Origin of the sequence: Arcticibacter svalbardensis MN12-7 (assembly GCF_000403135.1) — a bacterium.
Classification (GTDB): domain Bacteria; phylum Bacteroidota; class Bacteroidia; order Sphingobacteriales; family Sphingobacteriaceae; genus Arcticibacter; species Arcticibacter svalbardensis.
Genome location: NZ_AQPN01000051.1, coordinates 1 through 25,608, shown reverse-complemented (window position 1 = coordinate 25,608; position 25,608 = coordinate 1). Strand labels below are relative to the sequence as shown.

General features: G+C 38.6%; 24 protein-coding genes. 17 read left to right on the top strand and 7 right to left on the bottom strand.

Going from position 1 to position 25,608, the window contains the following annotated elements; translation table 11 throughout:
* Positions 1–7: 7 nt before the first annotated feature.
* The gene (locus ADIARSV_RS06550; protein WP_016194647.1) at positions 8–835 is read right to left on the bottom strand and encodes an anti-sigma factor; all 828 of its coding nucleotides are present in this window, start codon (positions 833–835) and stop codon (positions 8–10) included.
* 4 nt (positions 836–839) lie between these two features.
* Positions 840–1,388 carry an RNA polymerase sigma factor gene (locus ADIARSV_RS06545; protein ID WP_016194646.1) on the bottom strand — a complete coding sequence of 183 codons (549 nt, stop codon included), beginning with the start codon at positions 1,386–1,388 and terminating at the stop codon, positions 840–842.
* Between the two features lie 139 nt (positions 1,389–1,527).
* Between ADIARSV_RS06545 and ADIARSV_RS06540 the strand changes: the two genes are divergently transcribed.
* From ADIARSV_RS06540 to ADIARSV_RS06470, 15 genes are all read left to right on the top strand, one after another.
* A complete protein-coding gene (locus ADIARSV_RS06540) occupies positions 1,528–2,235 on the top strand; it encodes a ferritin-like domain-containing protein (RefSeq protein ID WP_016194645.1) in 708 nt (235 codons plus the stop codon).
* 10 nt (positions 2,236–2,245) lie between these two features.
* Positions 2,246–3,076 (top strand): ferritin-like domain-containing protein, encoded by an 831-nt coding sequence (locus ADIARSV_RS06535; protein WP_016194644.1) that lies wholly within the window; start codon positions 2,246–2,248, stop codon positions 3,074–3,076.
* Positions 3,077–3,268: 192 nt separating this feature from the next.
* Positions 3,269–4,099 carry an ATP-grasp fold amidoligase family protein gene (locus ADIARSV_RS06530; RefSeq protein ID WP_235048373.1) on the top strand — a complete coding sequence of 277 codons (831 nt, stop codon included), beginning with the start codon at positions 3,269–3,271 and terminating at the stop codon, positions 4,097–4,099.
* A gap of 147 nt (positions 4,100–4,246) precedes the next feature.
* Positions 4,247–4,390, top strand: a complete 144-nt coding sequence (locus ADIARSV_RS21820) for a hypothetical protein (protein ID WP_016194642.1) — start codon at positions 4,247–4,249, stop codon at positions 4,388–4,390.
* 57 nt (positions 4,391–4,447) lie between these two features.
* On the top strand, positions 4,448–5,413 hold the full coding sequence (locus ADIARSV_RS06520; protein ID WP_016194641.1) for a GlxA family transcriptional regulator: 966 nt from the start codon (positions 4,448–4,450) through the stop codon (positions 5,411–5,413).
* 75 nt (positions 5,414–5,488) lie between these two features.
* Positions 5,489–6,520, top strand: a complete 1,032-nt coding sequence (gene mgrA, locus ADIARSV_RS06515) for an L-glyceraldehyde 3-phosphate reductase (RefSeq protein ID WP_016194640.1) — start codon at positions 5,489–5,491, stop codon at positions 6,518–6,520.
* Positions 6,521–6,935: 415 nt separating this feature from the next.
* Complete coding sequence (locus tag ADIARSV_RS06510) at positions 6,936–8,267, top strand: DUF6600 domain-containing protein (protein WP_016194639.1); 1,332 nt, start codon at positions 6,936–6,938, stop codon at positions 8,265–8,267.
* Between the two features lie 481 nt (positions 8,268–8,748).
* Entirely contained in the window at positions 8,749–9,102 is a 354-nt protein-coding gene (locus tag ADIARSV_RS06505) for a hypothetical protein (protein WP_152439791.1), read from the top strand.
* 92 nt (positions 9,103–9,194) lie between these two features.
* The gene (locus ADIARSV_RS06500) at positions 9,195–9,728 is read left to right on the top strand and encodes a ferritin (RefSeq protein WP_016194636.1); all 534 of its coding nucleotides are present in this window, start codon (positions 9,195–9,197) and stop codon (positions 9,726–9,728) included.
* 95 nt (positions 9,729–9,823) lie between these two features.
* On the top strand, positions 9,824–10,522 hold the full coding sequence (locus ADIARSV_RS06495) for a DUF3291 domain-containing protein (protein ID WP_040299305.1): 699 nt from the start codon (positions 9,824–9,826) through the stop codon (positions 10,520–10,522).
* A gap of 73 nt (positions 10,523–10,595) precedes the next feature.
* Positions 10,596–10,790, top strand: coding sequence for a hypothetical protein (locus ADIARSV_RS06490; protein WP_016194634.1), 195 nt, complete (start codon positions 10,596–10,598; stop codon positions 10,788–10,790).
* Between the two features lie 300 nt (positions 10,791–11,090).
* Positions 11,091–12,878 carry a translation elongation factor 4 gene (gene lepA, locus ADIARSV_RS06485; RefSeq protein WP_016194633.1) on the top strand — a complete coding sequence of 596 codons (1,788 nt, stop codon included), beginning with the start codon at positions 11,091–11,093 and terminating at the stop codon, positions 12,876–12,878.
* Positions 12,879–12,914: 36 nt separating this feature from the next.
* Positions 12,915–13,796, top strand: coding sequence for a bifunctional 5,10-methylenetetrahydrofolate dehydrogenase/5,10-methenyltetrahydrofolate cyclohydrolase (locus ADIARSV_RS06480; RefSeq protein WP_016194632.1), 882 nt, complete (start codon positions 12,915–12,917; stop codon positions 13,794–13,796).
* 326 nt (positions 13,797–14,122) lie between these two features.
* Positions 14,123–14,746 carry a 7-carboxy-7-deazaguanine synthase QueE gene (locus ADIARSV_RS06475; protein WP_016194631.1) on the top strand — a complete coding sequence of 208 codons (624 nt, stop codon included), beginning with the start codon at positions 14,123–14,125 and terminating at the stop codon, positions 14,744–14,746.
* Between the two features lie 175 nt (positions 14,747–14,921).
* Positions 14,922–16,832 (top strand): OmpA family protein, encoded by a 1,911-nt coding sequence (locus tag ADIARSV_RS06470; protein ID WP_016194630.1) that lies wholly within the window; start codon positions 14,922–14,924, stop codon positions 16,830–16,832.
* Positions 16,833–17,118: 286 nt separating this feature from the next.
* Here the strand turns inward: ADIARSV_RS06470 and alaS are convergent, their stop codons facing one another.
* Complete coding sequence (gene alaS, locus ADIARSV_RS06465; protein ID WP_016194628.1) at positions 17,119–19,752, bottom strand: alanine--tRNA ligase; 2,634 nt, start codon at positions 19,750–19,752, stop codon at positions 17,119–17,121.
* Between the two features lie 111 nt (positions 19,753–19,863).
* Between alaS and ADIARSV_RS06460 the strand changes: the two genes are divergently transcribed.
* Both ADIARSV_RS06460 and ADIARSV_RS06455 read left to right on the top strand, forming a co-directional pair.
* Complete coding sequence (locus ADIARSV_RS06460; RefSeq protein WP_016194627.1) at positions 19,864–20,199, top strand: MerR family transcriptional regulator; 336 nt, start codon at positions 19,864–19,866, stop codon at positions 20,197–20,199.
* 35 nt (positions 20,200–20,234) lie between these two features.
* Positions 20,235–21,119: a diacylglycerol/lipid kinase family protein gene (locus ADIARSV_RS06455; protein WP_016194626.1), complete on the top strand. Its 885-nt coding sequence runs from the start codon at positions 20,235–20,237 to the stop codon at positions 21,117–21,119.
* Between the two features lie 2 nt (positions 21,120–21,121).
* Here the strand turns inward: ADIARSV_RS06455 and ADIARSV_RS06450 are convergent, their stop codons facing one another.
* The 4 genes from ADIARSV_RS06450 to ADIARSV_RS06435 form a co-directional block, all read right to left on the bottom strand.
* Entirely contained in the window at positions 21,122–21,724 is a 603-nt protein-coding gene (locus ADIARSV_RS06450; protein WP_016194625.1) for a DUF4142 domain-containing protein, read from the bottom strand.
* A gap of 221 nt (positions 21,725–21,945) precedes the next feature.
* Entirely contained in the window at positions 21,946–22,962 is a 1,017-nt protein-coding gene (locus ADIARSV_RS06445; protein WP_016194624.1) for a Gfo/Idh/MocA family oxidoreductase, read from the bottom strand.
* Positions 22,963–22,985: 23 nt separating this feature from the next.
* Positions 22,986–24,629, bottom strand: a complete 1,644-nt coding sequence (locus ADIARSV_RS06440; RefSeq protein ID WP_016194623.1) for an AsmA family protein — start codon at positions 24,627–24,629, stop codon at positions 22,986–22,988.
* 44 nt (positions 24,630–24,673) lie between these two features.
* Positions 24,674–25,519 carry a transglutaminase-like domain-containing protein gene (locus ADIARSV_RS06435; protein ID WP_016194622.1) on the bottom strand — a complete coding sequence of 282 codons (846 nt, stop codon included), beginning with the start codon at positions 25,517–25,519 and terminating at the stop codon, positions 24,674–24,676.
* Positions 25,520–25,608: the final 89 nt, after the last annotated feature.

Sequence of the window (25,608 nt, the reverse complement as noted above, 5' to 3'; positions counted from 1 at the left end):
GTTAAACTTATGCACCTCCCATAACGACCAGCTCAGTTAAGGTTGGCGTCTTACTTCCTCCCTTTTTCTCTAAAGTTACCGCAAAGGCATCTACTTTGCCAATAGACTTCATTTGAGTTAAACCTGATTGTGCGCTTGTATAATCGAATACCCCAAGATCTATCGGTTTGCCATCTACAAGAGCCCATAACTGGTACTGGTGGTTGGCATCCGGTGCCGGTAAGTTTAAGGATGAAATATCAATCAGCACTTCCTGTTTGTCCTTGTTAAAGGCAACCTTCATACTTGCTTCAGGAGCTTTCGGTGTTCCATTCAATGTAACCAGCTTGTATTCTTCCGGATTTTGATATACCTGCAGGAACTTTTTGTTCACTTGTAACTCCTTACCGATGTAATTTACCTGAGATGCAAATTTTTGATTGGAACTTTGAAGTGCTATAATTTCGTTTTTTGATTCCTTCAGCTCCTTATTTAAGTTAATAATGGTAAAGAGTGACACTAACAATAAGGCAACAGAGGCTGCAAATGCATATTTATAAAACCTAATACTTTTTTCTCTGGAAGGCAGATTGATAACTTCAGCTTCCAGTAGCGGTTCTGCTTGTATTTCAAAATTCAGGGATGACAAGAACTTATCGCGTGAAGATGTTGGAGGTTCTATGCCATATACATTGGAATACTGCAATAGAGAATTTTCAATTTGGCTAATTTCCGTGCTTAACTCCGGAAACTTAAGGCACATATCTTCCACGTCATGTCTTTCGGCATCAGTTAGGTTACCCAGAACGTATAGTTCTAAGATCCCACTTTCGATATATGCTTTAATATCTTCCACTGCTTCAATTAAAAAAACTTTTCAATGTATTAATTGCACTCCTTAATCTGGTTTTCACCGTTCCCAAAGGTAAATGTAACTCATCTGAAACTTCTACGTGTGTATAACCTTTAAAATAAATTAAGTCTAATATGACTTTATCCTGAGGTTTTAATTTTTCTACCAGTTCCCTTACACCCATACCATCCGAATTTATTTCGACGTACTGTTGTTCGTCAATAGCATATACGTTGTTTTCTATCTTATCGATGTTGCTATGGTTACGAAAATCTTTTGAACGCAGTTTATCAATAGCACTATTGCGTGCGATATTGCTGATCCAGGTAAATAATTTGCCTTTAGATGCATCATAAGAATTAAACGAATTCCACGCTTTAACAAATGTATCCTGTAATAAGTCTTCTGCTAATTCCTGATTTTGAACCACGCGGATAATCACTCCAAAGATTGCAGCAGAATACATATCGTACAAAGCTTCTGCGGCCATTCTGTCCTTTCGGCGAATACCTTCAATAAGCTCATGCTCTGCTATTTTAATATGATCTCTTCTCAAAATGGTGTGACTTCATCCACAATAACTAAAAATTTAATTATTAGTTTTTTAAGCTTTCATATTTTTTAATAAAAAAAAAGAATTTTAAAACCGACCATAGTAAAATTCTCGTAGATGTAAGAAACTAAAAGCTTAATTTATGAAAAACCAAAGGAATGAGGAAGATCAGCTATTTTTAGAAAAAGCGGATGGATTCTTAACAGCAAATGTTCAACGGCGTTCGTTTTTAAAATATGCAGGTGCCGGTGCTGCCAGTCTTGCTTTACTGGCTGCCGGCTGTAAAAAAGACATGAACAGTGATGATATGGGTGTATCTTTTGGCACTGGAGACACCGCTGTATTAAACTATGCTTACGCATTAGAGCAACTGGAAGCTGCTTTTTACATCCAGGTTCTCAATTTTCCTTATGAATCAATGAATGCTAACGAAAAATCTCTTTTAACAGATATTCGAGATCATGAAATTGCACATCGGGAATTTTTTAAATCTGCTCTTGGTACAAATGCTATTCCTGATTTGAAAGTTAATTTTAGTTCAATTAATTTTAATAGCCGGGACAGTGTTCTGGGAACAGCAAAAGCTTTCGAAGATTTAGGTGTATCGGCTTATAACGGTGCCGGACAATACATTGCTTTAGGCGATTATTTGGTACTTGCAGGTAAAATCGTATCGGTTGAAGCCAGGCATGCAGCCTTAATTCGTGATTTGATCAGTAATGGCACATTTGCTGATAACACAGTAATTGATGCTATGGGCTTAGACAAATCCCGTTCTCCACAAGAAGTGTTTGCCATTGCAGGTGCTTATGTTGTTACTAAAATTAATTTAAATACACTTCCAGGTTAAAACTATCACTATGAACATTCAAAATATTCTAGATGAAATTGAAAAGGTTGATGCAAACATTTATGATCGCATCAGTCCTAGAAGAAAAGCAATGCAAAGCTTTTTCAATATTGGTTCAAAGATTGCGTTATCGGCAGTACCATTGGCACTGGGATCTATGTTGAATAAGGCCTACGGACAGACTACAGATACTATTGTTGGTGTACTTCAGTTTGCCTTAACACTTGAACAGCTGGAGTCTGAATTTTACGACACTGGGTTAAAAAGTGCAGGACTAATTCCTTCGGGAGCACCTATGGGTGCCATTACTACAATTTGTCAGCATGAAAAATCGCATGTGAAATTTTTACAGGATACGATTACATCTTTAGGCGCAAAGCCAGGTACTAAACCTGCTTTCGACTTTACGGCTAAGGGAACTTTCCCAACTGTATTTAGCAATTATGATACCTTTTTAGCGGTCGCTCAGGCTTTTGAAGACACTGGTGTACGGGCTTATAAAGGTCAGGCTGGAAATTTAAAAGGTAATGCTGGTGTATTAACAGCTGCTTTGAATATCCATTCTGTGGAAGCCAGACATGCCTCTCATATCAGGCAGATGCGTAAAGGACGAGGTGCTGACGTTAAACCATGGATTACGCTTAATAATTCAGGTATTGGTGCGGCTGTCAATAACGTGTATGCTGGTGAAGAAATTACTATGCAGGCGATGTTAGAAATAACAAATATTAATGGTCAGGCTATTTCTGCAAATGCCGCTTCAGAAGCGTTTGATGAGCCACTATCCAAAGATCAGGTACTTCAGATTGTTACTCCTTTTTTAGCGTTAATTTTTTTTTAGTTTTAGGGTTTATTTGCCGCTCTGTTTTAGAGCGGCAAATATTATATTCAGATTACAAAAACAATAAAAGTACTTGACTGTCTGCATTATATAAATTAATGAAATTATAAATTTTCAATATATCTGAATATTTTCAAAATATAATACCAAATAATCGTTTCTATTAGTATGTTTAAACCTATCAAAAAATACTTGAGCAATCTTGGTGAAGTATCTAAGAGAATTCAACATCGCCATCACCTTTTTTGGAATGATCCCAATGCTGAGTGGATTAGAAATACGCCTATGCGTGCTGATGACTCTATGGAAAAATGGCAGGATGTCCCATACTGGCAGCGTAAATTAAGTAATAAATATAACGCGAGAGAATTTGCGATAAAGCATGGCTGCAAAGTTGCTGACTTATATTGGAGAGGGTCGGATGTGCAGCAAATCAATTTTGAGACTTTGCCTTTATACTATGTAATCCGTCCTACTGTTGGTCACTCTTCAAATCTTGTATTTTTGATGCACAATGGGCTGAATCTTTTTGATGACAAAGGGTACTCTCCGGAAGATATCAGAGATATTTTAAGATCTGAAGTAGATAAAAATCCTGATTTAGAATTCCTTATTGAAGAGTTTCTGGAAAATGAAGAGGGAGAGCATGCCATTTTGGATGACTATAAGCTTCTTTGTTTCAATGGTGTTATAGCTAGCTGTCATGCAATTAAAAGGTTTAGTCCCAGTAAAGGTGAAGGAAATTTTTATGACGAACACTGGAATAAAATGGAAACCCTGCATCTTAAATACCCACTTGTAGATGGACAAAAGCCGCCAAAATGTTGGGATGAAATTATTTCTCAAGCTAAGATGTTAAGTAAAGCATATGGAATTTTTGTACGTATAGACTTCTATGCTACATCCAAGGGAGCGGTATTTGGTGAGTTTACACCTACTCCAGGGATGGGAAGACACTTTAGTAGTTACGGAAAAAAGTTAATGATTCGTTATTGGGATATGTATTGTAAGGGATTAGTTTAAAGATTTTATCGGGACATACTACCTATTTATTGATACTCTGCTTATGAAGAGGAATAATCTCCTACTTTAGGACGCAGATAAATGGATCAATGGAATATTGTTGGATTACATTCCTTTTCATATGCCATCATAAAGTATTTAATCGTTATGGAACAAAGGATTTCAGCAGTAAAGGATATAAATACCATGGTAGGGAACATTAACGGCGTGTTATTTCCAATGGGAACTTATTATTATGTGATTGATTTAGGAAATAATTTCAATAAAAAGACAGGATTGGTTTTGCTTTGAACTAGCACAGGTTTTAAGACAAAATACCTATATTTATTGTGATAAATCTATTTTACCATGAAACAGGTAGGTCTTTTACTAATTAGAAATTTTAAATTATTAAGTGTAGCTGCTATATTGGATGTGTTTGAAACGGCTAATAAGTTTTACACAGATACGAATCAATCGACTCTATTTAACATTAACCTTATAAAAATTGATGATCATGGTGCCGATCATTTTTCTAATTATAACACTCAGAACCTAATCTCTGATGAATTATACGATTTGTTATTGATACCATCTTTCTCACCTGGCGCGGTTAAAGATTATATTGTTGCAAATCAGGATTATCTGCCATGGTTAAACAGACAACACCAAAAGGGTACAAGGATCGCTACTTTTTGTACGGGTGCATTTTTATTAGCAGCGAGTGGACTGCTCAATGGCAAGGTTGCGACCACACATGTAGATGCCTGTCCGGAATTTAATGCAGCGTTTCCTGATGTTTTGTTAAGAGCTGATAAAACGGTTACTCAGGATGGACTCCTTTATACCAGTGGTGGGGCAACCTCAACGTTTCATCTTTTGCTTCATCTGCTCCAATATTATTGTGGAAAAGATATTGCAGTTAGAGCTGCTAAAATATATGCTATTGATATGAATCGGGATAACCAGTCGTATTTTAGCACTTTTAAGCCTTTTACAGACCACAATGATACATTGGTAGCTTCCGCACAGAAAAAGATTGAGGACAGCTTTCAGTATACCGGTACCATTGAGGAAATGATTAAAGACATTCCATCAAGCAGAAGAAATATAGTTAGAAGGTTTAAATTAGTTACAGGGATAACTCCTATTGAATATCTACAGCAGACCCGTGTGGAAGCGGCTAAAAAACTTTTAGTTCAAACGGATCAGCAAATGATGGAAGTGATTGTTAATTCAGGATATAATGATCCAAAGGCCTTTAGAAAGATATTTAGAAAAAATGTGGGCATGACACCTTCGGAATACAGAGATAAATTTAATGCAATACAATAAATAGATGAACCTTTTCAGCTAAACTAACAAACTTTTTCATCAAATTTGTGTCCTTAGTATAAAACGTTTTATTTTATGGAATGGACACCTTCTCCAGATCGCTATAACAAAATGATTTATAATCATTGTGGAAAAAGCGGTTTAAAATTACCTGCACTCTCTCTGGGTTTATGGCATAACTTCGGCGAGGACGCTGATCATAGTAATAAAAAAGCAATATGCAGACAGGCTTTTGATCTTGGAATTACTCATTTTGATCTTGCTAATAATTATGGACCGCCTCCAGGAAGTGCAGAAACAGCATTCGGACGGATCTTAAAGGAAGATTTTTCTAATCTTCGTGATGAACTGGTTATTTCTTCGAAAGCAGGATATAGTATGTGGCCTGGTCCTTATGGGGAATGGGGAAGTCGCAAGTATCTTATTTCCAGTTGTGATCAGAGCCTTAAAAGAATGGGTCTGGATTATGTCGATATATTCTACTCGCATCGTTTCGATCCGAATACCCCACTTGAAGAAACTATGATGGCTCTTGATCATATCGTACGGTCGGGACGTGCTTTGTATGTTGGTATCTCATCCTATAATTCTCAACGTACGCTTGAGGCAATGGCTATTTTAAAGGAGTTGAAAACACCTTTCATCATTCATCAGCCAAGTTACTCTATGCTGAACCGTTGGATTGAAGAGGATGGTTTGGTGGATACACTAGAAGATGCAGGAATAGGATCGATAGTTTTTTCTCCTTTAGCTCAGGGAATGCTGACAAATAAATATTTAAAGGAAGTACCTGAAGGTAGCAGAGTGACTCAAAACTCATCTTTGAAACCTGAGTTTCTAAATGAGAAAAACTTGAATAATATCAGGTCACTGAATGCAGTTGCTGCACAGCGGGGTCAGACTTTAGCCCAAATGGCTATTGCATGGGTACTTAGAAATGGTCGTATTACTTCTGCCCTGATTGGTGCAAGCCGTCCGGAGCAAGTAGTAGATTGTGCAAAAGCTATTGATAATTTGAGCTTTACTGCTGATGAACTAGCACAAATTGATCAGTATGCGGTAGATGCATCTATAAACTTATGGGCAAAATCTGCTGAATTATCTTAATTAATAAAGCGCCGTGTTGGGTTATTTGCCTGACAGGGCGCTTTAAATAAAATATTTTTGCATTTTTAATACTTAAGTCATTATAAAACAGTTTAATATGCTATTATAAAGTAAAGCTTGAGTTGCTTATTCCACTTAATTGTTGGTACTATATTTTCCTCATATATTATTATCTCAGTAAGCTTAAATCGCTCATTATTGTTGACTACCACCGCGATATTACCTTTATATCCTATTAAAAGATTAAAATCAAATTGCTTTTTAGCACAGATTTAATCATAAATATCCTATATACTTTGTAACCTAATGGTGTTTTCTTTCGTCTTGTATGTAACACACGTAACAAATCAGTTAAAGGGAACTTGGGAATAAACCTTTATACTCAATTCCTCTCTAATCATTTAAACACACACAGATGAAAGATTTAAAACGCTTATTAATGCTAGGATTACTGATTACAGTGATCGGCAGCATGAAAGGTACAGCAGGCATGGTGTTACAGCCCGGTGCCCGGGTATCTTTCCAAACTTTTTATGACGAACTCTCCCCTTATGGAGAATGGGTCAATTATGAAGACTACGGACAGGTTTGGGTACCGGATGTAGAGAAAGATTTTCAACCATACGGAACAAGAGGACAATGGGTTATTACCGAATACGGAAATACATGGGTATCTGATTATGACTGGGGTTGGGCTCCCTTTCATTATGGACGTTGGTTATTTGACGATTACTATGGCTGGTTATGGGTTCCAGGATCTGAATGGGGACCGGCTTGGGTAAATTGGCGCTCTGGCGGAGGATACTATGGATGGGCTCCCCTGAGTCCTGGCCTTTTGATCGACATCAATATCAACATTCCATTATCCCGCTGGATCTTTGTGCCACAACTTTATATTACCAATCGTTCGGTTTATAATTATTGTTTACCAAGAAATAGATATTCAGGTATTTATGGAAGAACAACTGTCATCAATAATATATACGTCAACAATAACCATCGTTATTTTTCAGGTCCTGACCGCAGAGAGATGGAACGGGTTACAAGGCGTAGAGTAGATGTACACCAGGTTTATGGCTCTAACAGACCGGGAAGAGCAGTTGCAGACAGAGGTTCATTACGAATTTATCGTCCGGAGGTTATCGGAAGAAACAATTCGAACCGAAACGAGGATAACCGGAACGGTCGTCCAACTAATGATAGAGACAGTCGGGATGGCAGAAATACCCGTCCGAGTACAACTACAGGTAGAACCCCTGGTACAGACAACAGGAATGGCAACAACACGGAGGCTACCCCAAGAGGTCAAAATGGAAATTCAAGTAATAGTTGGGAAAACCGACCTTTGAGAACCGACAGAACCGATGCTCCAAATAATACATCTGATAGGGTTACACGCATTCCTCAAACGAGCAGACCAGCTGAAACCAACAGCTCTGATAAAAATTCTAATGGAGCTACCCGAGCCCCTCAAACGAGCAAACCAGCTGAAACCAATACATCAAGGGACATTCCAAATAGAGTTACGCGGACACCACAACGTACTCCTTCTTCAGAAACTCCTCCACAAAGGCAAGTAGAGCAACAAAAAAGGACTCAACCTCAAGAAGCTCAACCACGAGAAAGACCTAGTCAGGCAACCCCTCAGGTAAGCAGGCCAACTGAGAGAGTTCAAAGTCCAGAAAGATCAAATGACAACAAAGGCTCTTCTTCCAATAGCAGACCTACCAGAAGTGGAAGCAGGTAGACAAGGGGTTAGTGCTATAATTGAACCCATATACTAGCTATCAATTGCTTGCATAAAGCTGCTAATCAATATTTTATATCCTCAAAATACCAATGATAATCTGTTGGTACTTTGAGGATATTTTTTCTTAAAATTTATTTCTATTTAAAACACTGCATTTTGTATAACGAATTGAATCTGCAAACCGATGATTTAGAGGCAGAATACATTCATTATCAGATTTGTATACATGCACATGAATACACCTTCTATTTCCTCTATCATGAAAGTTTCGCTATATAAAACCGAAGCAAGGCTTATCGCAAAAGCACTGTCGCTTATGTATATTTGCTTTTATTGTCAATCTTAAAAAGTAGGATACACTTCTTTTAAAGCCACAAAACATTCAATTTGATCTCTTATTTAGAATAATTACAAAAAAGCGTATTATTATTTGGATCAATTATAAACTAATAGTAAGTTTGTATTAATGTACACGGAAATGCAAGCCAAAATTAATACTCATCTTATTGAGATTTTCAAAACTGAATGTGGATCTGTCTATCAATGTGATCAAACCAATCATTTCATATTGGAATATGCTGGGCGGGTTACTGCATTTAAACCCATTAATTTCATTGATTTTACTAAGCGCGTGTTTGCTATAAATCTTCATGATATGGCGTCAAACACTGCAAGACATGCTGATATCGCTATTTTAATGCCATTGTATACGGAAACGTGTTTTCTATTAACGATGATTGATACGATTCGTTTACAGCGCATTCTTGGGGGAGCAAAAACTATCCTTCATCTTCATACCCTTCTTAGAACCAATCAGCTGCAATTTGCTTGATAAGGATTTGAACTCACTCCAAATAACAAATACCCACCCGCTTTTAAAACATTATCTTTTTATTTTGTATATTAGATAAAAAGTATACGACTATGAAAGACCTTCTTAGATTAAGAACTTCTCTTACAGAAGAAATAGAAGCCTTACTTAACGAGCAAATCAAAGTGGAAGCATATTCCTCTTCTATATACCTTGCCATGTCTTCATGGTGCGACCGTAATGGTTATGATAACAGCGCAGGTTATCTGGAAAAACAATCAGGAGAAGAAAGAGAGCACATGCTTAAATTGTTTCGCTATGTAAATGATCTTGGAGGAAGTGCGGTTTCTCCAGAAGTAACTAATATTCCACAGGAATTTGATTCCTTTAAAGGAGTGTTTGAAATGGCACTTCAACAGGAGATTCAGGTAACTTCAAATTTTAACCGCATTGCAGACAGGTGTCAAAAGGCAAATGATTATGTCACCTTCCAGTTTCTACAATGGTTCCTTAAAGAACAAGTGGAAGAGGAATACGTTGCACGAAGAATTCTGGAGTTATTCGACGTTATTGGCGAGGAAGGAGCAGGCAGATGGGAAATTGATAAACATATCCCAAAAGTTAGTTTCGGCAACGCTGGTGAATAAATCAGTTTAATTTGAATTACGATATTAAAAAGGGCTTTACGGCCCTTTTTTTATGCCTATTTTTATACCCTATCTCAAGATTTATTTACAACCTGATGATTGTCTCACTTACTATTATCCGATACCCCCGTCGATATATTCCCTTTGCATTTTTGGCGATGGCTATACACCGGCTTCCATTGTCTCTCAATAAAAAATGCTCCTTCTATCGGTTAATGGGCTCTGGTCGCAATGGAACATTTGATCTTTCTCCTGATTTACAGCAATGGGCATTGTTAGCCGTTTGGAAAAAACAGGAAGACTTTGATACCTTTTATGCTGAGTCCTTTATAAGTCGCTGGTGGAGCAATTTCACTCAGGAAAAATGGACTGTATTATGTAAACCGCTCAGCAGTCATGGCACCTGGAATAATCAAACCCCTTTTGGAAAAGATTTCGATCCAACTACCTATACTGGTCCAGTTGCCGTATTAACTCGCGCTACTATACGACTTTCTAAATTGAAAGGTTTTTGGTCCAATGTAGATCATGTAGCTCAGCTTATGCTTAAAGCCAAAGGATATATTACTTCTTTTGGGATTGGAGAAGCACCAGTTTATAAACAAGCCACATTTTCTGTCTGGCAATCAGCAGAGGATATAAAAGCATTTGCTTATGGATCGGCGGAACATAGAGAGGTAATCAAAAAGACAAGAGAGGAAAACTGGTATAGTGAAGAGCTTTTTGCAAGGTTCAAAATCATTAAAAGCATGGGCACATTATCCGGGAAAGATCCTTTGGAGAACATCATCTAAATATACATATCTTTGATTTATGCGAGTAGTTGCGGAGTTACCCAGACCGGATTGTAAGATTACCATTTTTTCAATGAACAGCAAATTCATCATAAAATTTGAGAAAGGAAATTTGGAGCAAACCTATAAATTAGCGGAAATAGATTTATTAAATGGCTTAAACGGAGTCTTTGAACTGCTGGATGAAGAGTTCATTTCTACTGTTGTAAGCAGGTTTGAAAGCATGAATGATGACTTTTCAAAAACATGGCATCGCTATGAAGCCTAATAAATCGTATTAAACTAACTATTTACATAATTCAATATAAAACATTACATTATAGCATATTAGTTAGCAATTCAGAATTTAATTTTGCTATTAGAGCCATTAATTTACTCTATTCTAGGCTTACATGAAGTGATAATTGATTTAACAACTTAAAAGCCAATCATTAACAATAAGTTACAAATAGGACAAAATATAATTTCGCAGCACTAATTCTTATAATCAGGCCCAAATTTGAGTTTATACGCCTTTCTGTCACATCTGACGAAAATGTAACATCAATCAATTATCTTTGCACTACGAATGAAGAATATCCGTAATTTTTGCATCATTGCACATATCGATCATGGCAAGAGTACTCTGGCCGATCGGTTATTAGAATATACTAATACCATCAGCAAGCGTGACGCGCAGGCTCAATTGCTTGACAACATGGATTTGGAACGTGAACGAGGGATCACGATCAAGAGCCATGCTATACAAATGAACTATAGCCTTAATGGCGAAGACTACATATTTAACCTGATAGATACACCGGGACATGTTGACTTTTCATATGAAGTTTCCCGTTCTATCGCGGCATGCGAAGGCGCCTTATTAATAGTAGACGCGTCCCAGGGAATTCAGGCTCAAACCATCTCTAACCTTTATCTGGCTTTAGAGCATGACCTGGAAATTATCCCCATCTTAAATAAAATGGATCTCCCAGGAGCAATGCCCGAGGAAGTGAAAGATCAGATCATAGAACTTATAGGTTGCAAGCGGGAAGACATTATACCTGCTTCGGGTAAAACCGGACTTGGCGTTCATGAAATATTAGAAGCTATTGTAAGTCGCGTACCTGCCCCTAAAGGAAATGAAACAGGTGCATTACAAGCATTGATATTTGACTCAGTGTTTAACTCTTTCCGTGGTATCATTGCCTATTTTAAAGTAGTGCATGGAGAGATAAGAAAGGGCGATAAGGTTAAATTCATTGCTACAGGCAAGGAATATATTGCAGACGAGGTTGGGATCTTAAAACTTAACCAGGAACCAAGGGATGTGGTAAAGACGGGTGACGTAGGATATATTATTTCTGGAATCAAAGAAGCCCGTGAAGTTAAAGTGGGTGATACCATTACTAAAGTTGACCGCCCCTCTACTGATGCCATCCAAGGTTTTGAGGAAGTGAAACCCATGGTATTTGCAGGGATCTATCCAGTAGATACTGATGACTTTGAAGAGTTGCGCGAAAGCATGCATAAACTGCAGTTGAATGATGCCTCCATTGTATTTGAACCCGAATCATCTGCCGCTTTAGGATTTGGCTTCCGTTGCGGATTTCTTGGCATGCTCCATATGGAAATCATCCAGGAAAGACTGGAAAGGGAATTTGATATGACTGTAATTACGACAGTCCCCAACGTTTCCTATATTGCTCATACCACTCGTCAGGAAGTAGTTCATGTGAATAATCCTTCGGATCTTCCCGATCCAAGTAAAATAGATTCTGTTGAAGAACCTTATATAAAAGCGAACATCATCACTAAATCAGAATTCGTTGGTCCGATCATGTCCCTTTGTATACAAAAAAGAGGGATCATCGTCAATCAATCTTACCTGACCTCAAATCGTGTGGAGTTAGTCTTTGAGCTTCCAATGGGAGAAATTGTATTTGACTTCTATGACCGGTTAAAAACTATATCCAAAGGATATGCCTCATTTGACTACCATCAGATAGGTTACCGCAAATCAGACCTGGTACGATTAGACATTCGCTTAAACAGTGAACCTGTTGATGCTTTATCCTCATTAATCCACCGTGCAAACTCATATGATTTCGGAAAGCGGATCTGTGAAAAGCTAAGAGAGCTTATCCCAAGACAGCAGTTTGAGATTATTATCCAGGCCTCTATTGGTGCCAAAGTAATTGCCCGCGAAACAGTAAAGGCTTTACGAAAGGATGTAACCGCTAAATGTTATGGTGGTGATATTTCACGTAAGCGTAAATTGCTTGAGAAACAGAAAAAAGGTAAGAAGCGGATGCGCCAGGTTGGTAATGTAGAGATTCCTCAATCCGCATTTATGGCCGTACTTAAGTTAGATTAAATCATTTTAAATTCAGCAAATTGCTATAATTGAACCATGCAGTTATTAGACGGTAAATTCGTATCCGAAAAACTTAAAGAAGAAATAACAGCTGAGGCAGCCGGAGTACTGGCAATCCTTGGCAGAAAGCCCCATCTTGTCGCTATTTTAGTGGGTCATGATGGTGGTAGCGAAACTTACGTTGCCAGTAAGATGAGGAATTGTGAGAAGGTTGGATTTAAATCCTCGCTCTATCGTTACGATACTTCGGTAAGTGAATCTGAACTATTAGCCAAGATTAAAGAAATAAATAGGGACCAAGAAGTAGATGGACTTATTGTTCAGCTACCATTACCTAAACATATTGACCCTGAAAAAGTTACAGAAGCAATTGATTTCCGAAAAGATGTAGATGGGTTCCATCCTGTCAACTTAGGAAGAATGATGCGCGACCTGCCTTGTTTTGTTCCTGCTACTCCTTATGGCATCCTGATGATGCTGGAAGAATATAAAATTGAAACATCGGGAAAACATTGTGTGGTAGTTGGCAGAAGTAATATAGTGGGCAGTCCCATCAGTATCCTGATGGCCCGAAATGATTATCCGGGTAACTGTACGGTAACACTAACACATAGTCGTACCAAAGACCTCAAAGATGTTGTCCGCTCTGCAGATATCATCATTGCAGCAATTGGCAAAAAGAACTTCATCACAGAAGACATGGTTAAACCAGGAGCTGTAGTAATTGATGTAGGAATTAACACAGAAGTATCTACGACGACCAAATCAGGATTTAAATTATATGGTGATGTTGACTTTGTAAACGTAGCACCTAAAACATCCTGGATCTCACCTGTACCAGGAGGAGTTGGATTGATGACGATAGTTGGTTTATTAAAGAACACATTAGCATCTGCCAAAAAAGAGATCTATCCTTAATTAAAGCTAGATGCAGCGATACTCTGAAACCTCCTAATTATTTATTAGGCATCTGGGGTGATTAAGCTAGAAAAACTAATAATAAGGTAACTAATTTTACCTTTCCGCAGTTTTGACTGATCACAACAAAACAACAATAGTTATAGTTCAGTCAATGTGATTAAGCAAAATCACATTACTCAACAGATAAATATTTAAATTTCTGAGTTATCTTGGGCTATTCAAATGAGGTCTCTCTTAATAGATTGTATTTACTAAAATAATAATGACATTTCACTGCCTATATCTTTTATTTCAATAAGTATATTTGCAGCCTTAACAATAAAATGATTCAAAAAGTACCGGAAGACGGAACCTTACTCCCATTAATGGAGGAGTTTTACACCATACAGGGCGAAGGTTACCATAGTGGAAAAGCAGCCTATTTTATTAGGCTTGGAGGTTGTGATGTAGGTTGCCATTGGTGCGACGTCAAAGAAAGCTGGGATGCATCGATTCATCCCCTTACCCCAGTAGATCAAATTGTAGCCAATGCGGAGAAGTATCCAGGAAAGGCTGTAGTGATTACAGGTGGTGAACCCCTAATGTATAATCTTGATTATCTGACCACTGAACTTCAGAATAAAGGCATTAAAACTTTTGTGGAAACTTCAGGTGCCTACCCTTTATCTGGCTTTTGGGACTGGATTTGTTTATCTCCAAAGAAATTCAAATCACCTGATCCCTCTATATACCCACATGCTGGAGAACTTAAAGTAATTGTATTTAACAAAAGTGACTTTGCATGGGCAGAAAATCATGCGGACCTTGTTTCAGAAGGCTGCAAGCTTTATCTTCAACCTGAGTGGTCTAAGTCGCAGGAAATCATCCCTTTGATCATTGATTACGTGAAAGCAAATCCAAGATGGGAAATTTCTCTTCAAACCCATAAATTCCTGAATATCCCTTAATAGGAAATAACCCTTCATGTGTGCCATGCCCCCATATCATAGCTACTGGCAGATGATTTTACAGCAGCGTTACGACTTATAAAAATCTGTCTTACAGCGACTGTCAGGTAATAAGAACATATGAAATTATTTCTTCATTAACTATATGTAAAATAACTCTCCTATATTAGGCGAAATGTTCTATTCGCATCAGCTTTTATTAACAGGATTCTTCGTCATATATAGCCTGACGATAGATGCGCAGCAACCGGAAATCACACAAGTTCGTTCTGCCAAGCAAGCCTATGAACAGGCGGGCTCGCATATTCGTAAAAAACAATACAGCGATGCGATTACCCTGCTGCAAAAAGCAATACAGGAAGATCCTCACTTCGCATCAGCTTATCAGCAATTAGGTGATATCTACCGGCTCACTGAAGCCTATACAGAGGCTAAGACAAGCTACGAATCAGTGCTGAAGATAAACCCCAACTTCAATTCGTTAACCTTTTATGGCCTTGCTATTAGCAATTTCTACAGTGGCAACTATGCCGAAGCATTGCCTTGGTTTACGAAATATGCCCAATCGCCCAAACTGACAGACAAAAGCAAATTACAAATAGAGAAATATATCCTGGACTGCGAGTACGGAATGGATGCAGTACGCAAACCCGTTCATTTTGATCCCATCAATCTGGGTGCGAGTATCAACACCCCTAATCAGGAGTATTTCCCCAGCATTACTGCTGATAATGAACAGATTATATTTACCAGGCGAACCAAAAACAATGAAGATTTTTATGAGAGTGAAAAGACCCCTAAAGGATGGAAACCTGCCACCTCATTAAGCTCCAATATCAATACGGAAGAATATAACGAAGGTGCCCAATGCATTTCTCCTGATGGCATCTACTTATTTTTTACGGCTTGCAACCGACCCGACGGCCAAGGGAGTTGCGATATATACCTCAGTAAAAAGAATGGAAAAGACTGGAGTGTGCCCTATAATCCCGGTTACCCATTGAATACAGATGCATGGGAATCGCAACCTGCACTGAATGCAGATGGCAAAAGGCTCTACTTTGTAAGCAACAGAAAAGGAGGCTATGGAGGTAATGACATTTGGTGTGCAGAACTAAAACCTGACGGAGGGTGGTCTGAACCCAAAAACCTCGGTCCAAATATCAATACCCCTTACGATGAGCATTCGCCATATATACATCCCGACAATAGAACCCTTTACTTTTCATCCGAAGGTTGGCCAGGATTAGGGAAGCAAGACATATTTATGAGTGTTCAGGAAGATAACGGGCAATGGAAGCAACCCACAAATCTGGGATACCCCATCAATACAGCCAAAGAACAAAGTGGTTTTATGGTGAGCACAGATGGAAATACAGCCTACTACTCCTCAGATATTAAAGGCGGTTATGGCGGTATGGATATCTATTCATTCCAATTGAATGAAGCATTCAAACCTAAAAAAGTAACCTACGTAAAGGGTAGCATCACTGACTTTGATACCCAAAAGGCATTATCTGCCCAGGTTACGATAGTTGATCTTAAAACAGGAAAGCCAGCATTTGAAGATGATGAAGACAATAATGGGAAGTTCCTGGCTACCTTGCCTCAGGATTCTAAATATGGACTGACTATATTCAAAAAAGGATATATGGTTTATTCAGAAAACTTGGCACTGGAAACTCAAAATGACCGGGCTCCTTTTATTCTTGATGTAAAACTGAAACCGATTAAAGTACAGGAAGAAGCCACATTAAAGAATATATTCTTTGACACCGATAAGTTCAGTCTTCTTCCGGAATCCAAATCTGACCTGGCTATCTTGATTCGTTTTCTAAATGAAAATTCAACAGTAAGTATCGAAATAAATGGCCACACCGATAACGTCGGCACCGATAAAATTAACTTATTGCTTTCAGAAAATCGCGCCAAAGAAGTTTATAACTATTTGATCGGTAACAATATAAAAGCATCCAGATTAAGTTATAAAGGATATGGAAAAAGCCTCCCTATAGCCGATAACCTAACAGAAAAGGGCAGACAATTAAACCGGAGAACTGCGTTTATTATTAAATCAATTAATTGATATTATAACTTTTCTGGATTGAGCGAAAGGTAACATCCCATAATTGTAAAGCCTCTTTCTTGTTGCTGATAATGATGAAGGTGATGAATTTCTCCATAGTATTTTCCATTCTTTACGTGGTGCAAAGACTAGATGACTTAGTGTATTAATTCATAAGCAGGTACTTTCCCACAGATAACACTCATATTAAAAAACCGTAGAAATAGCATAATATAAAGAATCCTCAAAATACCGCTAGTATTTTGAGGATTCCAAAAAAAATATAAGTTCTTTTCAGCGATAAAAACTAAGCTTTACTGATAAGCTCCTTAGCCTGTAGTAGTGCTTTATCCAAACCTGAACTGTCCTTACCACCAGCAGTTGCGTAAAAAGGTTGACCTCCACCTCCACCTTGAATATTTTTAGCAAGTTCACGAACAATGTTTCCTGCATTCAGACCTCTTGTATTCACCAAATTATCAGAGATAATAACGGTTAAACCAGGTTTACCAGCTTCTTCCGAGGCAAGTACAAGAAATAAGTTTTCTACCATCTCCTTTAAAGAGAAAGCCAGGTTTTTTACTGCATCAGGATGAGCAAAGTCAATACGCTGCGCTATAAAATTGATCCCATTAATATTTTGAGCTTTAGCAGCTAACTCATCTTTCAGGTTCGCTACCCGTTCAAATACACTTTTCTCAATCTCCTTTTTAAGGAGAGTATTCTCTTCCAACAAAGATTCGATTGACCTGGAAAGGTCTTTCGGGTTTTTTAACAGCGCCTTGATCTGGTTTAAAAGATGCGTCTGGTCAATAAAATATTGCTCTGCACCAAGACCTGTAATCGCTTCAATTCTCCTCACTCCTGCTGCAACAGCACTCTCCGACACTATTTTAAAGGAACCTATTTCGCCAGTTGCCTGAACATGCAGGCCTCCACAAAGTTCCTTTGAATAGGCCTCATCAAAGGTTATGATCCGTACAAATTCACCGTATTTCTCGCCAAACAATGCCGTTACGCCCCTTTTAACAGCATCCTGAATAGGAACATTCCGCTCTTCTTTCAAGAAAATATTTTCCCGGATCTTTTTATTAACTATTGCTTCAACCTGTGCCAACTCTTCATCCGTAACCTTTGCAAAGTGCGAAAAGTCAAACCGTAAAGTATCTGCATTAACCAGCGAGCCTTTTTGTTGAACATGTGTACCCAGCACTTGGCGCAAAGCCGCCTGCAAAAGATGTGTCGCCGAGTGATTACTCTTGATATATGTCCTTCTATCGGCATCTACAACTGCAGAAAAGACACCCTCCAGGTTAGAGGAAGAAGGAAGTTCATCAGTAAAATGAATGAACAACGCATTTTCTTTTTTGGTATCCGTAATCCGGATCACTTGACCGTCTTCAGCAACTAATACGCCTGTGTCGCCCACCTGTCCGCCACTTTCCGCATAAAAAGGTGTCCGGTCTAATACTAACTGGTATTGCTCTTTGCCCTTCGAAGAAATTTTTCTGTACTTCAATATCTGTGCAGGTGCATCCGAAAGGTCATACCCCACAAACTCATTGGAGTCACCCGGATTAACGTTAATCCAATCCGACGTATCAACAACAGTTGCAGCCCTTGAACGAGCCTTCTGAGCCTCTAAGGCCTTAGAAAAGCCTTCCATGTCAACGGTCATTCCATTTTCCCGCGCCATCAAATCAGTCAGGTCGATAGGAAACCCAAATGTATCGTACAACTCAAATGCAAAGTTGCCTTCTACCACCTGATCCGTAGAACTATATTTTTCAAAACGCTGGATCCCTGCGGCAAGGGTCCTTAAAAAAGAAATTTCCTCTTCCAGAATCACCTTCTGTACAAAATCCTGCTGCGCCTTTAACTCTGGGAAAACCCCGTCAAATTGCTCAGCCAAAATAGGTACCAGTTTATTAATAAATGGATCTTTAAATTCAAGGAAGCTATATGCGTACCGTACAGCGCGTCGAAGTATCCGTCTTATCACATATCCAGCTTTCACATTTGATGGCAACTGGCCGTCTGCTATTGCGAATGCAATAGCACGGATATGATCGGACATCACCCGCATCGCAATATCAGTCTTTGCCACACTTTCTCCCTGGTGATAAGGGATGTCACTTTCTTTAGAAATAAAGGAAATTAGTGGTTGAAATACATCTGTATCATAATTAGATGATTTACCCTGAAGGATGCGTACCAGTCGCTCCAACCCCATTCCCGTATCCACATGTTGTGCAGGAAGCGTTTGCAAAGAACCATCCTTGAGCCGGTTAAACTGCATAAATACATTATTCCAGATCTCAATAACCTGTGGATGATCCGCATTAACCAACGTTTTGCCATCTACTGCAGCACGCTCTTCATCTGGACGACAATCCACATGGATTTCGGAGCACGGTCCACATGGTCCTGTATCGCCCATTTCCCAGAAATTATCTTTCTTATTACCAAGCAAAATGCGGTCTTCTGCAATCCATTTCTTCCAGAAATCATAAGCTTCCTGATCTTTAGGCAAGCCTTCTTTTTCATCGCCCTGGAATACAGTAACATATATTTGATTTTCGTTTATTCCATATACTTTAGTCAGCAATTCCCAACTCCAGGCAATTGCATCTTCTTTAAAGTAGTCACCAAAACTCCAGTTTCCCAGCATTTCGAACATGGTATGATGATAGGTATCAATTCCCACTTCTTCCAGATCGTTATGTTTACCCGAAACCCGCAAACAGCGTTGCGTATCAGCCACACGGGGATATTTTACGGCTGCTTCACCAAGAAATATATCTTTAAACTGATTCATTCCCGCATTCGTAAACATCAATGTAGGGTCATTCTTTACCACAATTGGCGCAGATGGCACTACCTGATGGCCCTTTCCTGCAAAAAAATCTAAAAATCCATTTCTGATTTCCTTCGTTGTCATCCTATACTTATTTGCTTGCAAAGTTAATAGCAGATTTGGATTTTGAAATATTACAATTCATTATTCGGCGAAACTCCTGTCAAATATTGCTAATTCGTACTACATTTGTATATGCCATACAAAGAAAGAGAAATTACCAAACTCTATTACACCATGGGGGAAGTTACTGAAATGTTTCAGGTTAACGCCTCACAGATAAGATTTTATGAGCGTGAATTTGAAATCCTCCAACCTAAAAAGAACAAAAAAGGCAATAGGTTGTTCTCCCCGGAAGACGTTGAAAATCTTAAAATAATTTTTCATTTGGTAAAAGATAAAGGCTACACCCTATCCGGAGCTAAAGACCATCTAAAAACAAATAAAACTGAAATTAAAGAGAATCAGAAAGTAATTGATTCACTTGAAAAGTTGAAAAAGTTTTTGTTAGAGGTTAAGGATCAGTTATAAAGACGTAAACGTCGTTAAACATAACGCATCTAGCTGTGAAAGTTTTATTTGTAGTAAACACCAAATCGGGAAGTCGTCTGGAGGAAAATCTTAAAACCATAATTCAGTCAGATGCTGAAAATAAAAACTATGAATACCTAATTTACGACCTCCCGGAAACTATTTTAGAAAAAGAAATTCTTAAAAAAATCAATCACTATAAACCGGATATACTTGCCGCTGCAGGTGGAGACGGAACAATAAACCTGATTGCCTCATTAATTCACAAAACTCCTTTACCGCTGCTTATAATCCCTACCGGATCAGCAAATGGAATGGCCAGTGAACTTAAAATTGGCAATAAAATAGATTATGCCCTAAGTTTACTCACAGATGGAGTTGAGCAGCATATCGATGTACTAAAAATCAATAATAAAGTGTGCATTCACCTGGCAGACGTAGGTTTAAATGCCCGAATTGTAAAGCGCTTTGAAGAAGACCCGGCAAGAGGTCTCTGGATTTATGCAAAATACCTTTTCAGGGAAGTCTTCCTGATCAAGAAAAACAAGTTTATCATCGAAATAGACGGCAAAAAGATTAAACTTCATGCCGTATCACTAACATTTGCAAATGCATCAAAATATGGCACAGGTGCCGTAATTAACCCTGTTGGAAAGATTGATGATGGTAAATTTGAGCTCGTTGTGGTAAAACCCTTCCCCCGAATCAAGCTTTTATCCATTGCCTGGAAGATGTTTAGAAATAAACTGCAAACCTCCGAATATGTACAGGTGCACAGCTGCAGCAAATTACACATTCATGCTTCCAAATTAACCACCTTGCAAGTTGACGGCGAAATAATAGGAAAAGTAAGAGAAATACAGGCTGAAATTATACCTTCCTGTTTAACTCTTCTTGTACCGCCTCCTGAGGCAGAATAGGTCTATTTCAAAGGATTAGTTTTCATCCCTTCTGTAATGTTATTGGGCTCTACGAAGGTTTTTACCCCCTTATTTATAGCATTAGCGGAATCGAGATGCATATTTAATATTGGAAGAGTGCGGGACGCAAAATCTTTCACATCTGAGTCCTCGGTATCCTTTGTCGCCTCTTTAAAATCTCTCACAGCCTTCCGATGCGATGAAAGAACAACTTTTATATAATCTTTATCGAACTGTACCCCATCCTTCTTTTGCAATTTGTCGACCTCTTTCTTACTACCTGCAGTTAATGAAGTGGGCAACGCAAGGCCTTTCTGACTGGCAATTGTTCTTAATTCTTCTTCCGCATCTGTATGATCATTCATCAGCATTGAAGAAAAGGATTTAATTCGTTCATTCCTTGATTTTGCCAATGCCATCTTGCTGAGTTCAAACTCCATCATGGAAGAGTTAGCGGCTTTATATAAAAAACTTCTGTCGTTACGGTCTAAGGAGGAATTTTGAGTAGTACTATCAGATCCTTCCTGATTGGTTGAGGATGAATTATTGCTACAGCTTGTGACTATTAAAGCCATAAAAAGAAGGACGGAGGATAGCTTTTTCATGTCAAAATGGGTTAATTTACGGGTAACATCTTTACTGTGTTAAGTGTTCACACTTATTAATTCTAATATATTATTCATAAATGAATCTAATAGAATTTAGCATGAAAGTATAATAAATCCATGTTGAGTCCGTGTTTTTGCAGCAAAACACGGACTCAACATGGACTATTTATAGTGTCATTATAGTATTATATAAAATCTGTTATACAGAGATGAAGCTTTTATTTCGATTCCAGGATCTGCATTTGCAGCATAATATCATTTTCTGTGATCGGATAAGGAACATCTTTACGAATCGTATTGTAGATAGCATCAAATAAACGGCTGTAATTTCCTTTTAAAGATGGAATGTATTCTACTATAGTTTTCCCTGCATCGTTAATAGTGGTCAACTGACCTTCCGCTCCCTCCTTTTCAATCCCATAATCTGCAGCTGTTGGCAAAGTTCCAACCAGTAACTGATCTTCCTGAACGTCAGCTCTCACTTTGATATAGGTACCCTTAGTACCATGAATCACAAATGCAGGCAAAGGTGCTGCGGTTAGCAGACTTGCTGTACCAAAAACATTCAGGCTTCCCGGATACTTGAAATGGAAATTAACATAATCATCTACCTGGGAACCTTTTCTAAATATCCCGGTAGACTTATGGAATGATTCCGGTTTACCCAGCATACTTATGACCTGATCTACCAGATGCGGGCCGAGGTCGTACGTTAAACCACTTGCCGGCAAAGGCAATTCCTTGAACGATTTTTTGCTAATTTCACTTCTATACCGATCATAACGAAAATGAATCTCGATCAGAGTGCCCAATTTACCACTTTCCAGTACTGATTTTACGGAGTTAAAATCCGAATCCCATCTTCTGTTTTGGTACACCAGCACCCTTAATCCCTTTGATCGACCCAGTTCGAACAGTTCCATTGCTTCCTCTGAACTGGCAGCAAAAGGTTTTTCCACAACGATATGTTTCCCCGCTTCCAATGCCTTTTTGGCGAACTCATAATGGGTATTATTAGGGGTATTGACGATGACTAACTCTATTTTGGGATCAGCAAGCAACTCCTCAATGGTATCGTAGCTAATCACATCAGGATAGACCTCCTTCACTTTCTTAGTTGTCCTTTCGGTAACACCCCGTAACTGAAAATGCGTATTTGACTGGATAAAAGGAGCATGAAATACCTTTCCCGACATGCCATAAGACATGATTCCTGTAATGATTGGTTGGCTCATTTTTTTAATTTATTTAAATTCAATTATAGTCCCGCAGACTCCTTAACTCCTGCAAAAATCGTTTTCCAGATCAGAGCGAAAAAAGATTTTTCGGGCGGCTTTTTGTAATAGGCATTCACCGCCTTCGCTTTTTCACCCTTCTTGGGATTCTGCTGTTTAATTTTAAAGTTGTTGGCAATAAAGGTAATCAAACCTCGCTTTTTGAACTTACCCTTGTCATCTTTTTTTAACACATCAACTTTAAGATCGGAATAAGTTACTAAAATTTTCCCTTTTCCTTCCACATTATTTCCATTTATATCTACCTTTAAATGAGTAAAGTTAGCTTGCTTGATCTCAACAGCTGCTAATCCAATGGTGGCTTTATTCAACTTAAGGCCCGACATGGGGCCCATCTCAGCGGAAACTGAAAATATGCCCTCTTTTTGTCGCCTGAGATTAAAGCGAAAACCAACCTTCAGCTTGCCTTCATCCATAAAACGAGTGGTAGCATCGATTTTAAACTGCTCATCTTTTTTAATCCAGGAAGGGATGTTGGTGATGTTGGTTAGGGTGGCTTGGGTGCTGATAAAATCTAGTCCTCCGGTTTTCAACGTCTTGGGATTCCGTTCAATATAGGAAATATCAAAGTCAGCCGCATCTATTTTTTTGATCCCAATGGGAAGGTCCGTTTTAAACAATTGCTGATGCGGATAATTACCCAGTTTAGTTTCATTGCTGGGAAGGGTACGGTCTGTGTAAACTTCGATCTTGCCTTTAGACAGGAAAGCATGGTCCACATAAATCCCTTCATCGGCAAGCAATGCCCACCAGTTTATATTTTCTAAAACCACATGCTGAATTAAGATATCAAAGCGGTCCTTCCTTGATTTAAGCACTTTAGGATAGTCAGCCTTACTTATGCGGGGCTCCATTCTGAGCGACTGAATCTGCACCTCATTTTTTGCAGCCAGGATAGTGATACTGTCCAGCTTAAAATTATACAGACTATCAGCCGTTTTATGTTTAAAATCCTTTAAAGACAGGGTTGCGTCTTTAGCATACAGAAAACGGGTAGTATCAGATTGAGTTTTAGAATCAATGAGAATATCTTTGAGGCTGACATTCAAATCTTTAAAGCTGGTTTGCACTTTGGAAGCCACATGATGATAAATAAATTCCACATGTTTGAGGTCAAGGGAATTCAATGCAAAGCTTCCAATTTCTTTGTGCACCACATCATAAACGCTGGTTTCTTTCTTAGGACGCTCATAATCAAGCTGATGATGGTACACGTGAACGACAGGCTTTTCGATTAAAAGAATGTTGAGATGGATATCCTTTTTGCGGATTAAATCTTCCGGAGTTATTCCATCCAAAGCAAGGGAATTCAAATGAATGTTAAAGACATCTGCAGGAGCTTGTTTAGCTGCCCTGAGCTTCACGTAGACTAATGAATCATACCTAATGTTCACATTGCTAAAAATTACCTTAGAACCGACGATATCGGCATTTATTTTTTCTATATCCAGCCGATAGAGGCCTTTGGAGGCATCATGTACAAGCTTTTGAAGTTTCCCTTTAATCTGGGGTTCAAAATCATCCAGTTTTCTGAACTTTAAGTATAAAAGAGAGGCAATCACCAGGGTGATGAGTGCCACTCCAATAAAGGTTATATATCTTTTCATTTTAGGATGAACAGATCAGACGACTTATAGTTTAACTGTAATTTTCAGAGATACGCAAGTCCCTTCAGATCAGCCTTATCGTACTGAAAAGGAACAAAATTTTCATCCGCTATTTCGCATCCTACCTGGATCGATGTAAATAATACATCACCAAAGATGCTGGCAATGGCCGTATCTGCAGCATCTCTTCCTGTAGCAATTTTAACCAGACCATTTAGCGGACATAGTTTGGTGGCATCAAAAATAATCCATTTGCCCCCTAAATAGGCTTCAAAGCAGGCATGAAAATCTGGAGGGCTAAGCTTGTAGGAGTACCCGGTGAAATACCTGGCGGGAATAGTTAACGCCCTGCATAAGGCGATGCCTAAGTGTGCAAAGTCACGGCATACACCAGCTTGTTCCGTAACAGTATCGTAGGCAGAGGTCTGAGAGTTAGTAGATCCACTTAAATATTCCACGTTGTAATAAATCCAGTCGGTAAGTGCCAAAACCTTGTTGAAAGCGCCATCAATATAGCCAAACATGTTATTTGCCAGGCGATAGAGTTTATCAGACTGGCAATACCTGCTTGGATTCAAATAAGATAACACCAATGCATCCATATCTTTTACTTGTACTTCATAGAGTTCGGATGCTGGTATGAAAGCAGTTGCGTTCTCTATAAGGGCCTCATACTTAATATGAATGGGTGAAGGTGTATCAATTTCAATCCTGATAAACCTGTTTTCAGCATGAGCTGATACCAGTTCCTGAGACTTAAAATAAGGTTCAACTTGATGAAGCTCCTCCAGCACGGTTTGATCTGGAGTTCTGAGTGCATGAATGTTTAGGATTAATGTTCCCGGGGAGTTGAACTGATAGGATAATTCGGATGTTACCTTAAACTTCATAGATCGATTTTCTCCTCACAATCTTTAGTTGCATTTAGTTTTTCAAAGGCGGGCTCCATCCAGTCTTCAGGAATCCGGTGGAGTGCTGC

Excerpts from the sequence above, each read along its gene's own strand:
- lepA (WP_016194633.1), top strand. The coding sequence starts at position 11,091 with ATGAAGAATATCCGTAATTTTTGCATCATTGCACATATCGATCATGGC.
- ADIARSV_RS06495 (WP_040299305.1), top strand. The coding sequence starts at position 9,824 with ATGATTGTCTCACTTACTATTATCCGATACCCCCGTCGATATATTCCC.
- ADIARSV_RS06500 (WP_016194636.1), top strand. The coding sequence starts at position 9,195 with ATGAAAGACCTTCTTAGATTAAGAACTTCTCTTACAGAAGAAATAGAA.
- ADIARSV_RS06460 (WP_016194627.1), top strand. The coding sequence starts at position 19,864 with ATGCCATACAAAGAAAGAGAAATTACCAAACTCTATTACACCATGGGG.
- ADIARSV_RS06440 (WP_016194623.1), bottom strand. The coding sequence starts at position 24,629 with ATGAAAAGATATATAACCTTTATTGGAGTGGCACTCATCACCCTGGTG.
- ADIARSV_RS06535 (WP_016194644.1), top strand. The coding sequence starts at position 2,246 with ATGAACATTCAAAATATTCTAGATGAAATTGAAAAGGTTGATGCAAAC.
- ADIARSV_RS06475 (WP_016194631.1), top strand. The coding sequence starts at position 14,123 with ATGATTCAAAAAGTACCGGAAGACGGAACCTTACTCCCATTAATGGAG.
- ADIARSV_RS06520 (WP_016194641.1), top strand. The coding sequence starts at position 4,448 with ATGAAACAGGTAGGTCTTTTACTAATTAGAAATTTTAAATTATTAAGT.
- ADIARSV_RS06470 (WP_016194630.1), top strand. The coding sequence starts at position 14,922 with ATGTTCTATTCGCATCAGCTTTTATTAACAGGATTCTTCGTCATATAT.
- ADIARSV_RS06435 (WP_016194622.1), bottom strand. The coding sequence starts at position 25,519 with ATGAAGTTTAAGGTAACATCCGAATTATCCTATCAGTTCAACTCCCCG.
- alaS (WP_016194628.1), bottom strand. The coding sequence starts at position 19,752 with ATGACAACGAAGGAAATCAGAAATGGATTTTTAGATTTTTTTGCAGGA.
- mgrA (WP_016194640.1), top strand. The coding sequence starts at position 5,489 with ATGGAATGGACACCTTCTCCAGATCGCTATAACAAAATGATTTATAAT.
- ADIARSV_RS06540 (WP_016194645.1), top strand. The coding sequence starts at position 1,528 with ATGAAAAACCAAAGGAATGAGGAAGATCAGCTATTTTTAGAAAAAGCG.
- ADIARSV_RS06480 (WP_016194632.1), top strand. The coding sequence starts at position 12,915 with ATGCAGTTATTAGACGGTAAATTCGTATCCGAAAAACTTAAAGAAGAA.
- ADIARSV_RS06510 (WP_016194639.1), top strand. The coding sequence starts at position 6,936 with ATGAAAGATTTAAAACGCTTATTAATGCTAGGATTACTGATTACAGTG.
- ADIARSV_RS06505 (WP_152439791.1), top strand. The coding sequence starts at position 8,749 with ATGCAAGCCAAAATTAATACTCATCTTATTGAGATTTTCAAAACTGAA.
- ADIARSV_RS21820 (WP_016194642.1), top strand. The coding sequence starts at position 4,247 with ATGGAACAAAGGATTTCAGCAGTAAAGGATATAAATACCATGGTAGGG.
- ADIARSV_RS06450 (WP_016194625.1), bottom strand. The coding sequence starts at position 21,724 with ATGAAAAAGCTATCCTCCGTCCTTCTTTTTATGGCTTTAATAGTCACA.
- ADIARSV_RS06445 (WP_016194624.1), bottom strand. The coding sequence starts at position 22,962 with ATGAGCCAACCAATCATTACAGGAATCATGTCTTATGGCATGTCGGGA.
- ADIARSV_RS06490 (WP_016194634.1), top strand. The coding sequence starts at position 10,596 with ATGAACAGCAAATTCATCATAAAATTTGAGAAAGGAAATTTGGAGCAA.